We start from the raw sequence: 13898 nt of genomic DNA, 5'->3' as shown, positions 1-13898 counted from the left end.
GCTGGGCGAGATCAAATCGGAAAGGTGGGCGACATCGTCTCGGAATCCACGGGCGACTTCATATCGGTACGCCTGGGCGACTTCGTCGGAATCCGCACGACAGACTAATGCATGTATTGGAATTGCAGTGGATTGAGCCCGTCACAGCCATGCGACGCCTCGCACATCGGAGGCACCTCACGGTCCTGGATAGCGCATCGAGACACGCGGTGCTCGGGCAGTACTCGTATGTGACGTGCGATCCCTTCATCACTTACGTAATCGCGGACGGGAGAGGTATTTGCAACGGAGAGTCCATTGTGGGCGATCCGTGGGCGGCACTTCGCGCTCTGCTAGCCAACTATCCGCAAATGCATCGCGCCGATCTCCCGGCATTCCGGGGCGGCGCCGCCGGCTTTTTTGGACACGAGCTGAACAGGACGCTGGAGCGATTGCCGCTGCCGACCATCGGGGGGCATCGCTTGCCTCAGGCACTCCTACATCTTTACGACGTCGTGATAAGCTTCGATCATCGCCATGATAGATGCTGGACCCTTTCTACCGGGTGGCCGGAGCAGGATCCAGTTCGCCGGCGTGAGAGAGCTCGCCAAAGAGCCGAAGGATTTGTTGGGCTGCTTACAGTCTCAGCCCCTCCTCCTGATTTTAAACCTGGCGAGGCGGCTCATGGCATTCAAACTTCAGTCGCCAGGGATACATCGCGGCGGTACAGCGCGTGATTGATCTCATTCTGTCGGGTGACGCCTTCCAGGTCAACATTGCGCAGCGTTTCAGCGCTCGCCTGGCGAACTCGTTCGATGGATAGCCTTCTATTGTCAGCTGCGGAAAATGAATCCGGCTCCCTTTGCCGCCCTTCTTCGGTATGGCAAGCTCACCATTGCATCGAGCTCGCCCGAGCGTTTCCTAAAGTTTGACGGCGATAGGTCGAAACGCGACCTATCAAGGGGACGGTGGCGCGTTCTGCTGATTGCGAGGAAGACCGGCGTCGCGCTGAGACGCTGGTACATTCGGAGAAAGACCGCGCCGAGAACACCATGATCATCGACCTCCTGCGCAATGATCTCTCGCGCGTTTGCACGCCCGAATCAGTCCACGTCCCGTCCTTATGCAATCTCGAGTCCTATGCCTCACTGCACCATCTCGTGTCCGTCGTTACGGGTGAGCTAGCACACGGAGAGGATGCCGTAGGCCTACTTAGGGCCTGCTTTCCCGGCGGCTCAGTTACCGGAGCTCCCAAGGTACGCTCGATGGAAATTATCTTGGATATCGAGCGTGTGGCGCGAGAGGTGTATTGCGGGGCCATAGGCTACATAGGATTCAATGGACATATGGATGTAAATATTGCCATTCGCACCGTAACGATCGGCGACGGCCAGGCCGTCTTCCATGCAGGCCGGGATAACAGCAATGTCCGATCCGGCCGCCGAATATGAGGAGAGCCTTGCAAAGGCAGAGCGCATTTTTCACGCATTCATTGCTGAAGACGCCGGTGCATCTTGATTGTCATTATCGACAACTACGACTCTTTCGTCTTCAACATTGCGCGATATTTTCGCAAGCTTGGTGCAGCAACACGTGTCGTCCGGAACGACGCGATGGACGTGAGCGAACTTGCTGACCTCAGGCCCCGCGCGGTTGTCATCTCCCCCGGTCCGTGCACTCCAATTGAGGCTGGAATATCGACAGCCCTCGTTCGTGAACTTTCGGGTCAGGTGCCAATTCTCGGGATTTGTCTCGGACACCAGTGCATTGGGACGGTGTTCGGCGCACGCGTAACGCGCGCCCGTCGTCCTATGCACGGTCGGTCCTCGTATGTCACACATGAAGGCGGCGGGCATTTCAAAGAACTACCGTCTCCACTTCGTGTGGGGCGCTACCATTCGCTTATCGTCGAATTGGATCCTTCATCTGCCCGTCACCTGACGGTGACAGCACGCTCGGATGATGGAACTCATGGCCCTCGCCCATTGCGATCAACCAACATATGGCGTGCAGTTCCATCCAGAGTCGATACTCACCCCACAAGGGGACGTACTGTTCGCAAACTTCCTACGCGCTTGAACCTTAGAAGGGCCAAGCGAGCGCGAGCTTACTCACAGGCAAAATGGCTGTTCTGTTCGCTTCCGCACATCGGCGATACAATTCCGGTCAAGAACCGCACAGGAGCTGCGGCTCACCCTGGTTTTGCGCGGTGTGAACAAGTCGCCGCGGTAATCTCTCTTGCCTCCGTTGACTTGGCGATCTCGGGCATTCTTGATTCATCGAAAGCTCGCAATCCAAATGCCGCAGCGGCGCCGTCCTTACGATCTCCTTCGGCTCCCCAGTGGGGTATGCCCAGCGCGCCGTCAGGGATCGCAATCTCTGTGCAAACCTCTCTCGTCCGCTGCACCAGTTTCTCGGCCTCAGCTTGCTCCAAAGCATCCTCGCTTGATTGCCGCCGCAGCCTGCCGAGAATTTTATATCTGTCGTGATTGGCAAGCTTGGCTTGATAGCTGCCTGGCGTGTGGAACTCCACTTCGAAGCGATAAGAGTCCGCCGTGGTGAGCACTGTCTTGATGCCGACGAAAGTCGGACTGCGCATTCTGAACCAGTTGGTTGTCTGGCGTTCGGTGTAGTCCCGCTCCTCGAAGGCCAGCATGGCTTTCTTGAAGGCACGTGTAAAATCCCTGTCAGGAATTTCTAAGACGTGGCGTACCGCGTTGCTGAAGAGCTGTGGGGCGCTGCTGGGTGGGATGCTCATGCCGGTGAGCTGATCTGTCATGGAGGCATGCGATTTCAAGCGGCGCTCCAGATGGGGCATCTTCACCTCGATGCCGGCTTGCGCAAGGATTCCGGCAACCTCGCGTGCCGCTGCGGTGATTTTCCTCTCTTCGGCTATAGCTTGGCCAGCCTCATTTTGGGCGCGTTCTGAGGCCTGCTCGCGGGTCAGCGTGATCATGTCAGCATCGTCGGCGGCTGGCCGGAGGCCGGACGGTTTGCGCAAAATGCCCTGCTCCGCAGCGAGTTTGATCGAGGTCTCCATGATTGAAGCCGCCAGAGTGGGGTTGTCCCTCAGATCCTCCAAGGTCGCATCGACATCAAACCTTCCGCGGGCGAGGGTCGCCGCCACGCCCTTGACGTAGGGCACGGACTTCAGGCCCGGCGTCTCGTAGAGGAGCCGCTGAAGATGGCTGCTCTTCTGGAAAAAGAGGTTGGCGCCAGTATCGGATTTATAGGCGTCGGTGCCGACCTTGATGCCGAGGCTCAGCAAGTTGTTTGCGCTTTTTACGAGGTCATCCGCATTGTAACCATCCGGGCGGGGATCGATGCGAGGAGGATAGTGGTCGAGTAAAAGCTGGATGCGGTCTCGTGGCTGAGGCGTTGCCGGATAGGTCTCCGCCAGATCCGGGAAAAGGTTGCAGAGCCTTGCGCTGAGGCTCGGGTTTGCGGCGTTCGAGCTTTCGATTGTTTCGGGCAGGGTTTGCTCATTCGGCTTCACTGCCCATGCCGCTAGGTCGTCGACGAGCAACTCGGCCATTTCGCGAGCAACCAGATGTTTGGCGACCTCAATCTCGCTCCTCGCTCTCGCAAACGTGTTCTGGATATCTTGGCTACTCACCTCTTCCTGGCCCAACAGCTGACGGATCTCTCGCCTGAGCTCGTGGTGAACGCCCTCATAGGTGCCAAAGACAGCACGCTCGGCAAACCAGCGTTGTGTTTCATGGGATTGAGCCAGAAAGTTTCGCTGCAGGCAGCTATAGGTTCCCAGGACATCCTGCGTGGCGGCGAGGATCTGGCGGGCGCGACCGAACTGGTAATTGTCGCCCTCAAGCGCCGGGGTATGCGACTTTGGCGGCTTCAGCGACGGAAGTCCGAGAGCTTGCTCCTTGCGATCGAACTGGCGCACATGCTCATAAAGCTGCGGCCGGTCGCCGACGATGACGACGGTGTCCCCGTCGAAGTCTCCGTCAAGTTTTTTCTGTTCACCGATCGGGACGGCAACCAACGAGCCCGGAGCGAACACCTCGGTAGCCTGCAGGATGCCGACGCACTCGAGCGGCGTGTCCACCTTGGCGCGGTCCTTGCTCGAGGTCCAGCTCGAATGGCATTTGACGTCCTCGGCAGACAACACCAGCCCACGGTCGGCGTAGCCGGCCGGCCACATCTTATCCGGCACAACCATCAGAATGCCTTTGGCAAAAAAAGTCGGATCGTCGGCCGCCAGTTCTTTCCCCGACTTCTGGGCGACATTGAAGCTGTATTGGATGGCTGTGCAGTTTTCGAGGAACACAGCGGTCGGGTCCCCCTCAACGGCCGACTTGACTCGCTCGGCGGCAAACGGGCGCAGATTGGGCTTGTCGTAGGGCGAGCGCCCGATCAGCACGCCGCTCGCCCCCATCAACGTCTCGCTCTTGAGCGTCGGCACATGGAGACAGTCATCGCTGGACGGTACGGCAACCGCGCCGGGACCGTCGATGTGTCCGGCCGTCACGGTGCGAAACAACTCTTCAGACGTCAACTCTCGCCCTTGTCTGCTCTCGAGCCAGGTTTTGGCCTTCTCCCGCGCCTCATCGGTCACCGGCTCGCTTCGGGGATAGTGTTGCAGCGCCGATGCGGGAACGGACATTCTTCTTCCCTCAGCAAAGGCAGGCACCCGATCAGGACCTTCCTGTCGGCGGGCGCGATTTACAGCTGGCATACGGTTGGCCAGCGAGGCCTTGATAAAACCGCAACCATCATGCGGCCGCAAGGCGATCGGGCCTTCTGGCCCAGTCAGCTTGAAGGGATGCTCCTCGCTGGCAGGACGGTCCGGCAGCAGCGACAGTTTGAAGGCGCCCTCCAGCGCGTAGTCCCGAGGACCTAGGTCCTTGATTGCCGGCGGCGCGGCAAAACCCCTGCGCTGAGTGTAATAGTATGCCTCTTTGAAAGGGGCCCAGGCACGTGACAGCTGCTCGAACGCTGTGCCCGGCGCCGTTTCGGCATACGGAATCGCCAGCAGCTTTCCCCCGGAGGACTCTGCCCTCGCCACACCTGGAAGGCGGCCGGCGATCTGCGACACGGGCTTTTTGGGCGGCTTTAACTTGCTTCCGCCGAACAGGTCCATGCGGTATGGCACACCCTGGACGGTGATCGTACGCGCCAGCATGAACGCGCTCGGCTTTCCTGGCAGCTGGACCGCGACGACGGGCAAAACCCCCGAGGTCAGGCGATGAAAAATCGAATAGCGTGTCTCGGGCTCCGTGGCCACTGGCCGGCCCTGCATGTCCACCACTGACAACTGCATAAGTCCCGCGTCACCCTGCGGAGGTCTGGGCTCGTGGGCCATGGTTCGCAACACCTGATGGACGTCGAACACGGACGCTGGATGTTGGGCCTGGACCGTCGCCGCATTCTGCGCCAAGAACGTGTCCAGCGCATCGACCGGACTCTCCGCCGCGATCTCCGCCATCAGGTTCCAGCTCATGTTGGAAAGATCGCCTTCGACGAGGCCGCCCGTTTTGTCCAAAATCTCCTTAGTCTTGCGCTGCAGCTCTTCCTGCCTCACCCGCAAATCGGACTTCTTGCCTTCGACATAGGGCCGGCGGAACAATGCCGCGAAAACCGCACGGGCCTTGAGCGTTTGATAGATCGACAAGGCGGGGCAACGGCTCGAGTACGGCCCTCGGGCTCGCTCGGCATCGCTTGCTTTGAGATGCCCCTCGATCTTGTGCTCGACGATCGGTTGAATGTCGTTCAGCAAGTTTAAAGCCCGCCTCCGGTGCCAGCGCAGGTGCGGGCTGCGCGCCAGCGGCAGGAGAGCGACGCAGAGAGTACCCATGGTTTCGAGGTCGTTCTCAGCGGCAAAGCCAGGGCCACGATGCAGTTCCGTCAGCCGGTCTAACCCCGTGGGTGCGAGCAAACCGAGATCGTCAAACAATTGAGCCTTAGCCAGCGCTTTGAAAATCATGGCGATGTTCAGAACCTGGGTCTGCTCCAGGCGATCACTGGCATAGTGAAGGTAGTGGGCCATACCGTGCAGCCGATTCTTCAGCAGAGCGGTCTCTATGATCTCTCCAGTGCCCTCTCCCCTCGTGACACCTCGCCCGAGAGCATTGGCTATCATGCTGAGCTGAGTTGTGGTGAACGCTCCGAATCGGAGGTCTCCCGAGCCGAGTTTGCCCGCTATGTCGATTATCGCCCCATGGCACACCGCCTCTTCCGGCCACTTGCTAAAGCCGTTCACCAGGATCGCCAGTTCCCGCGGAGTAAAATCAGAGAGCCGGTTGTCACGGCGAGAGACCTCGTTGGCAATCGCGACTGTGGCTTGGCGAGCGTCCTGCTCTTGCAGCCACTTGCTGAAACCGTTCACCAGGTTCGCTAGACCCTGCGGAGTGAAATCAGACAGCCGGTCGGCGCGAAGGACCTCATGGGCGATTACAACGGTGGCCTGACGTGAGTTCTCCTCTTGTGGGTACTTGCTAAGGCCGTTCACCAGATTCGCCAGGTGCTGAGAGGTAAAATCGGAGAGCCGGTCGGCGCGGCGAAGCACCTCACCGGCGATCACAGCGGTGGCGTGACGTGAGTTCTCCTCTTGTGGCCACTTGCTGAAACCGTTCACCAGGTTCGCCAGACCCTGCGGATCAAACCCAGAAAGCCGGTCGGCGCGGCGACAGACCTCACCGGCGATCGCCAGCGTGGCTTCGCCACAGCCCGTCTCGTCAGGCCACTTGCTGAAACCGTTCACCAGGTTCGCCAGACCCTGCGGATCAAACCCAGATAGCCGGTCGGCGCGGCGACAGACCTCACCGGCGATCGCCAGCGTGGCGTCGCCACAGCCCGTCACATCAGGCCACTTGCTGAAACCGTTCACCAGGTTCGCCAGACCCTGCGGATCAAACCCAGACAGCCGGTCGGCGCGGCGACGGACCTCGTCGGCTATTTCAATTATAGCGCTGCAGCAGTCTGTCCTTTCCGGCCACCTGCTGAAGCCGTTCACCAAGCTCGACAAGTGCCGGGGAGTAAAACTGGAGAGCCGGTCCGCTCGGCCAGCGCGGCGACGAACCTCGTTGGCGATTGCAAGTATAGCGTCGTTGCACTTCACCCCCTCGGGCCACCTGCTGAAGCCGTTCACGAGGTTCGACAAGTGCTGGGGAGTAAAATTGGAGAGCCGGTCGCCGCGGTGATGGACGACCTCGTCGGCGATTTGAACTATAGCGTCTCGGCAGTCCTGCGGCCACTTGCTGAAGCCGTTTACCAAGTTCGCCAACGCCTGTGGATCAAAATCAGAGAGCCCGACATCGCGGCGGCCCGCGCGGTAACGGACCTCGACGGCGATTTGAACTATAGCATCTCGACAGTCCTGCGGCCACTTGCTGAAGCCGTTCACCAGGTTCGCCAACGCCTGTGGATCAAAATCAGCGAGCCAGACATCGCGGCGACCCGCGCGGCGACGGACCTCGACGGCGATTGCCCTCATTGCACCGCGACACTCCGCCTCTTCCGGCCACTTGCTCAAACCGTTCACCACGGTAGCCAAGTTCTGCGGACTAAAGTCAGAGAGCCAGACATCGCGGCGGCCCGCGCGGTGACGGACCTCGCTGGCAATTGCCCTTATAGCACCGTGACACTCCGCGTCTTCCGGCCACTTGCTCAAACCGTTCACCACGATAGCCAGGCTCTGCGGATCAAAATCAGAGAGCCCGGGAGCGCGGCGGCGAATCTCAGCGGCAACTGCTATTGTGGCCTCACGAGAGTTCTCCTGTTCCGGGCACTTGCTGAAGCCGTTGACCAGCAGGGCGAGACTTTGAGCGTTGAGCTCCGAAAGTGCTCCGCGTTGCTCACGAAAAAATCTGGCGATTCGGATCATTCCATTGCGACATTCCGCCACCCCGGGATATCGACTGAACGACAATACGAATAGGGAAAGCGTTTTGCTTTCGACGTCGTTTAGCGCATTGCCGAGGCTCGACACCTGAGCTGCCATGGCCCTGCAAGCTTCCACGCCTGACTGACCTCCAGCCTCCCGGCTCATCGTGTTGCATGAGGTGGCGTACCCCCATGTATTCCGGGCGCGGATATCTTGTTCCCATCTTGGGACAAATTCGCGTTTGAACTCGGAAGCGGCCTTTTGCAGGAATGTTGCGTGGTCCGCTCGACCCTGCAGCTTCCTGTCATACTCCACCACAGCGCATGAGAATTTAGTGATGTCGCCAGCGAAGGAAATGTCATGTAAAGCGTTATTAAGTAGTTCCGAGTATCCACGCTTGAAGCTCTGTTCGGCTACATGGACGAAACGCCGCCTTCCCGGTCCTGCACCCGGGTCGGTCTCCGTTTGCCTATGGGGTGGCACCGTGTCTGGTTGCCAGCTTCTGGATCCTTTATTGCCGAGCCAGGGTTTGCCATCAGAACCTAAAGAAGTTTCTTCTCGACCTGGCGCTCCACCCTCCGGCAATGGGGGAAAACCGCACCGTCGCGCAGTGGCTTCACGTGGCGCAGCACCCAGGATCCGATGTGCGCCAACGGAGGGTCCGGAAGATCTGTCGCCAAGGGCATCATCGGCACCGCGCGCAATGCGAGCGAAGGACGTCCTTCTATCTTGAGGCCCAGAGTTCATCCGCTCGACGGAATCGAACGATTGGCTGCCTTCCCCAGGGGCAAGACTTGATTCCGGGTTCGCCGCCTTCGCCAGTCCCTGCGCCTCGGACAACTTCATCTTGAGCCGGACTGTTTTCTCGTGCACTTCGTGCACATGCGCAGGCGTGAGCAGGCCGCGTCGACCAGGCTCTTCCAGCGGGTCCAGACAGGCCTGCATCTCGGCGGGCTGCGTCTGCAGGCGCTCGACCACGATGCCCACTACGTGATCGGCGTCCTCGGGCTTCATCTGGCGCGCTTGCGAGACGGTCCTTTGCTGACCAGCCAGATCGAACTGCAATAGTTCGTCCGACCGCTTGACCAGTGGCGCCAACGCCTCCGTCGATGCCGGGGCCTGCCAGACCGCCGAGTGTGCCGCCGCCGACGACGCACTCGCATGCGCCTCCTTGGCACTCACCAGCTTCTTCGTACCTAGATCCGAGCGCACGAGAACCTTGTCCGCTGGCGCGGTGTCGCTGTCGCCCGCGGCGACTTGCGGCTCGGGCCGCCCGGCCGAACTCGCGGCATCAGCAGCCGGCTTGCGGTTGCCTTTCCCCTCCCTGCGCGCAGCGCTGCCTTTGGCCGCCGCTGCCTTGCCGGCAGTGTCGGCCGGTACCGTAGCGCCAGCGTCGGCCGGGGATGCAATGATGGCTGACGTTTTCAGCTGCAGTGCCAGGAAGTGCATGACCTCGTGCGCAGTGATCCGTGCGTCGTCTACGATCTGGCCCAACAGTTCGAATGGGAGGCTGGCACCTGTTCGGTTATCGCTTAGCTTGGCAAGGATGTCGTCGTGCAACGCCAACGCAAATTCCGAAAGCCGTTCCATGACTCCTTCCAGAACGGTGCAGTGCTCTGCGTCGAGTGCCGCTCCGTCGTTGTGCAGAACGGCTTCCTCCGTCGAGAGGAATGCCGGATAAACATCCTGGACAAAGGTCCCGAGCAGATGCACCCCCCCGTTCTCACCCATGAGGGCGTCCCACACGGCCGGTTCAAACGTGCTCGCCTGAGACTCGATCATAAGCTGCGTGAGCGCAATCCGCGATTGCAGACGCATGTACCGCGCATGAAGTACCAAGCCGGTATTCAGGCGTAGTGCGGCCTCTTCGGGCTTCCGCATCTCGGCCGTCGTGCTTGGCAAGTTGGCGGTGGCCTCGCAGACGGACACCATCCGTTCCGAGCGCAACAGCTTCTTTCCCCACCACTCCACGCAAGCCGCATGCTCCTTCGCCACACTGGAAGCCACTCGGCTCAGCTGGTCGGGGGTAGCGTTGGATTCGAAAATCCGCTGCAACAGGTCTGCCGAATTCTTTCTGCGGTCTTGCAAGGCGGCGATAGTCGATGAGGCCAGTGCGTTGCATTGGTGGGCCGCATCGAGCACGGCATAGCGGTATCGACGGACCTCAGCGTCCGACAGAATGCTCCGCGCCACGGCCGGGCGCAGCCTCGCGTAGTACTCCAGAACTGCCGAACCTGCTTTGATGAACCGATCGCTCAGCTCTTGCGCCTCCTCCGAGTTCTGGGCGTGCATGGCCGCATTACGGCAAGCGTCAAGTTCCTCAACCAGGCGATCCATGTGCCGCCTTGTTGCGTTGATTTCTTCCTCTGACGAGGAAATGGAGACTGCCACACCCGAAGTTGGCGGCTGGCTGGTGACCGGCGTCGTGTCTCCACCCTCCGACACTGAGGGAAAGCCGCGCCGCCGTGCAGTGGCTGCACGTGGCGCAGCGGCTGCCCGTGCCGCAGCGCCTAGGATTCGATCTGGGCCAACGGAGGGACCGGAAGACCAGTCGCCAAGGGCATCGTCGGCACCGCGCGCCATGCTAGCGGAGGGCGTCCCTCTATCTTGGGGCCCAGAGCGCATCCGCTCCACGACGGAATCGAACGATTGACTGCCTTCCCCAGGGGCTAGGCTTGAGTGCGAGCGTGAACTGCTCGATCCGGCTCCAGCATCCCCAATGCGCGATCTGCCAGATCGGCCAATGCCCGTCATATTCCATCTCTGATAAAAGGGGAGAATCGCTGCTTATGATGTTGCGGGCTGATGTCGCTCAACCATGGTGCATCAAGGCTTTGGCCCATAAGTGCAATCGCCCAGATGGCGCATGGCATGAGGTCTGAGGAACCTGCCGCATGTTTTCGTCAACCGTCATGGTCAGCCCGGACCCGAGACGGCGCGGCCTACTCCTGGCCAAAGTACACGCCAGCAGCCCAAGATCGGCCGAGACTGGCACGCGATCGCATCACGCCGCACTCGCTATCCTCAGTTTTTCAGAGACAGAGTGGAGGTTTGATTGCGCGCTGCCATTCACCGGGACCGTTCTTCGTCCACCTACGCGAAGATGAATTGTCGGTAGAACCACTCCGGCCAAATGCATCCGGGCAAACATGTTCGCGAATCTTTGGCTTCCTACATCCGTTTGCCCGGTGGCTCCCGACTGATTCGCTTCGTCAGCTTCGCCGCTGTAGAGGACATCGAACGAGGCACCAATTCGACCATACATGATGATTCGCAGCTCCTGCGTTTGCATTGGGTTCAGGCTGATGAGGCGCGGCAGGCCTAGATACACCGCCTGGCTGACGATTGGCTGACGAAGGCGTTCTCCCGGACCGATAAAGAAAATCCGAGACCTGGCTCAAGCGTTAATGAATCGGGCTGCGGCCTACACCGGCCGGCGAAGGCCGCAGGTCAGGCCGCCTGGGCCTGCGATCAGGCGCTGTCACCTTATCTAAGGAGCGGGAGCTGGCTTGGACGAAGAGATTACGGAAGGTTGAGAATATCGAGACGAAGCGCTGCAGGCTTCCCCGGCGAACGGAAGCCCTGCATCGTCCGCTCCCGCTTTCGCAGCGGCACATGGCAATTCTCGGCCCTATTGTTGAAGCCCCTGTGCGCGGTGCTCGGCATCCGGCATGACCTGCCGTTTCGTCGCTCAATAGGACCGCAGTGTGATTTTTCATGGAATAAGGACCCTGCTTGAGGGGTCGTTTTCATCCAAACGGGCCCCCCTTAACGCAAGGGCGTGACACTGCTTCCGGTTTCATCGGAGGCATTTGTTTTGGATGTTGGTTGTGAAGCCGATTGCAAAGATGCGCCGGCTTTCGCTGGTTCAAATCGATCAAGCAGATCTGCCGGGAATTGAAGGTCTCTCGGGAGGTGGTCCGCAAGGTCCCTGCGTTCGGGGCAAACGGAGTTCCGCTACGTGCGCAAGCATCAGCCGTTGCCTCGGCTGGGTGCATGGCGCGATAAGCTTGAGCGGCTTTTGGCGACCAATGCGACGAAGCCGTCGCCGGAACGGCTGACGCTGATCCGGATTTCTATCTTGTCGAGCCGGTGGCCTGCACGCCGGCGTCGGGCTGGGAGAAGGGCCAGGTCGAGAACCAGGTCGGGCTGTGCGCGAGCGCTTCTTCACGCCGAGGCTCCGCTTCAAAAACCTGGAGGAACTCAACGCCTGGCTGCTCGACCATGCATCGCTGTGCGGGAAGCCCTCGCGAAGCCTGAACTTGTCCAGCGCGCGCAGCGACGACAGCCGGAGGATCGATTGATGACACTCGTTCGGCGGCATTGCCATTTCCGATCCGGACCTCAGTCTGCGGGCGATCGCGGCACAGCTCGAGACAATGCGGGAGCGGACGCCGGGCGGCGGCTGGCAATGGGCGGCCTCGTCGGTCGAGCATCTGCTCGATCACGCGGGGCGTCTCGGTTTAACGGTGCACGAACCCGCTGACGGCTGAAAGCGGGCATCCGCCGCCGTTCTCCTGCCCTCCCGTTTCGTCCTGGTGTGACAAATAAGGAGAAATTCTACTCTCCCTCTGGCGTAACGTCGGAGCCTGCCCACAAGCGCGGAAGACCGGCGTTGTGATTCCTGATGTTCAAAGCCTTCCTTGCAGCGCGGGGAAGTTCTCTATCGCGTGCTTGACGGCGGCATCGCCTTGGAGACTGCTGACGTCGATCCGTCCCTCTTCCTAGAGAGCATCAAGGAACGACATCTCGCCGCGATCATGTTCGAACAAGGGCGCCAGTCGTTCTTGCCATTCGGCCAGCACGAGCTCGCGCCAGGCTTCCGGGCGGCCGTCCTTGTCGAACATGTCGCTCTTCACGACGGTTAGCAATTTTCCGCGGAGTTCGTTGGCGTCGTAGCTATATCCGTCCAGCGAGGCCGTCCGCCAGTTCAGGTCCCGTGTGGCCGCCCCGATCGCGAGCGTAGCGAGCTTGACCTGTTTCCAATCCAGCCCGCGGACGTGCAGCAGGCGCCATGCGTCGTAGAGATCGCGCAATGCGCAGCGCGCGGCCATCGCGACGCTTTGTCCGGCTGCGATCTCGCGCAGATCCACGACTGGGATTTTCTTCGCGGTGTAGCCGCCCAGAGGAACGGAATTCATTAGCGACGTCCCGAAGAACGGCGTGCGGTACATGTAGTTGACGTCGACCTCGATCGTGCCGGGCCGCCGATGGGCCGTCCCAGCCGTTGCCCAGCGGTGTGCACGGAAATCGGCGTTGCTCAGTCGCGAAAGAAGTCACTGACAGGCACGCCGCAGCGAGATCGACGGCCGGCCGCTAAGCGCATCCGCGACCTGGCCAGACGACCTTTTGGGGTATCCCGCTTAGAGGCGGCGCGCCATTGAGAGGTGGTGCCGCAAACGGGGCAGAGCGGTCCACGCGAAGCTGACGGGACGCGTGCCGTCCCCGGTCGCTGCATAGGAGGAAAAGAGCGCGACCGCCTTCCGATGGCCGGAAATCATGAAGGTTCCCCCTGGTTCGACAGCTTTGAGCCGGAACGGCGCTACGGTTATTCCGAAGCCACGGAATTTGCACACGCTGGCACCGCGATCGCAAGTGTGCTTGCCACGATGGCGATGCCAAGAGTGGATTCCTGAAGCGTTTTCACGGGCATCCTCTCTTGGACTTGTGAATTCATTGACTGCCCCCACTCATGCGGCGAGGGGAGCGATCAGAAGCTCAACTGGGGCGATCACAAGGGATTGAGACAACCGAGCTACCTCATGGCCGAGGCTCCCAATCCTGGCGCCAATAAACGGAAGGCCCGGCTTGGCGCGCGCCGCTCCCTTCAGTCTCGGACGTCCGCGGAGTCCACTCCCTCAGGGGAGAGTAGGCCAAAATACAACCATACTCGCAGTACAGAATAGGGAGCGGCGACACAGAGCGCCGACCGACTGCTAAGGCCCGACTGCGGCGGGGGTTTCTCCTCCCGCGCCCGAATCAGATCTGCTGCAAAACGTCGGGCGTCCTCTTCTTTCCTCGCGCAATCAAGGAACAAGACTTGACAGTTCAAATCGGCGTCAATGGCCACTCCATG

Annotated in this window: 2 protein-coding genes and 4 pseudogenes; 3 read left to right on the top strand and 3 right to left on the bottom strand. The window is 60.4% G+C overall.

The window, feature by feature from the left end; all coding sequences use genetic code 11:
- Nucleotides 1–107: 107 nt before the first annotated feature.
- Together pabB and IVB42_RS36130 are read left to right on the top strand one after the other, a co-directional pair.
- Nucleotides 108–1497 (top strand): annotated as a pseudogene (gene pabB, locus IVB42_RS36135) (aminodeoxychorismate synthase component I).
- Nucleotides 1494–2058: pseudogene (locus tag IVB42_RS36130) on the top strand (aminodeoxychorismate/anthranilate synthase component II). The pseudogenes pabB and IVB42_RS36130 overlap by 4 nt, the downstream one beginning before the upstream one ends.
- A 112-nt stretch (nucleotides 2059–2170) precedes the next feature.
- On the opposite strand, the gene xopAD reads toward IVB42_RS36130, so the two are convergent.
- Both xopAD and IVB42_RS36120 read right to left on the bottom strand, forming a co-directional pair.
- Nucleotides 2171–10576: a XopAD/skwp family type III secretion system effector gene (gene xopAD / locus IVB42_RS36125; RefSeq protein ID WP_346732241.1), complete on the bottom strand. Its 8406-nt coding sequence runs from the start codon at nucleotides 10574–10576 to the stop codon at nucleotides 2171–2173.
- A gap of 758 nt (nucleotides 10577–11334) precedes the next feature.
- Nucleotides 11335–11528, bottom strand: a pseudogene (locus IVB42_RS36120) (DDE-type integrase/transposase/recombinase); the annotation flags it as partial.
- A gap of 115 nt (nucleotides 11529–11643) precedes the next feature.
- Here IVB42_RS36120 and IVB42_RS36115 point away from each other — a divergent pair.
- Nucleotides 11644–12039: pseudogene (locus IVB42_RS36115) on the top strand (IS21 family transposase); the annotation flags it as partial.
- Nucleotides 12040–12546: 507 nt separating this feature from the next.
- Here IVB42_RS36115 and IVB42_RS36105 read toward each other — a convergent pair.
- The gene (locus IVB42_RS36105) at nucleotides 12547–12915 is read right to left on the bottom strand and encodes a hypothetical protein (RefSeq protein WP_247368902.1); all 369 of its coding nucleotides are present in this window, start codon (nucleotides 12913–12915) and stop codon (nucleotides 12547–12549) included.
- Nucleotides 12916–13898 lie beyond the last annotated feature (983 nt).

The organism is Bradyrhizobium sp. 45 (assembly GCF_023073155.1).
GTDB lineage: Bacteria > Pseudomonadota > Alphaproteobacteria > Rhizobiales > Xanthobacteraceae > Bradyrhizobium > Bradyrhizobium canariense_D.
The sequence above is the reverse complement of the archived record's forward strand: the minus strand, read 5'-3'. Positions and strand labels throughout refer to the sequence as shown.

Coding starts and splice junctions, on each gene's coding strand:
- xopAD (WP_346732241.1), bottom strand. CDS start 10,576: ATGACGGGCATTGGCCGATCTGGCAGATCGCGCATTGGGGATGCTGGA.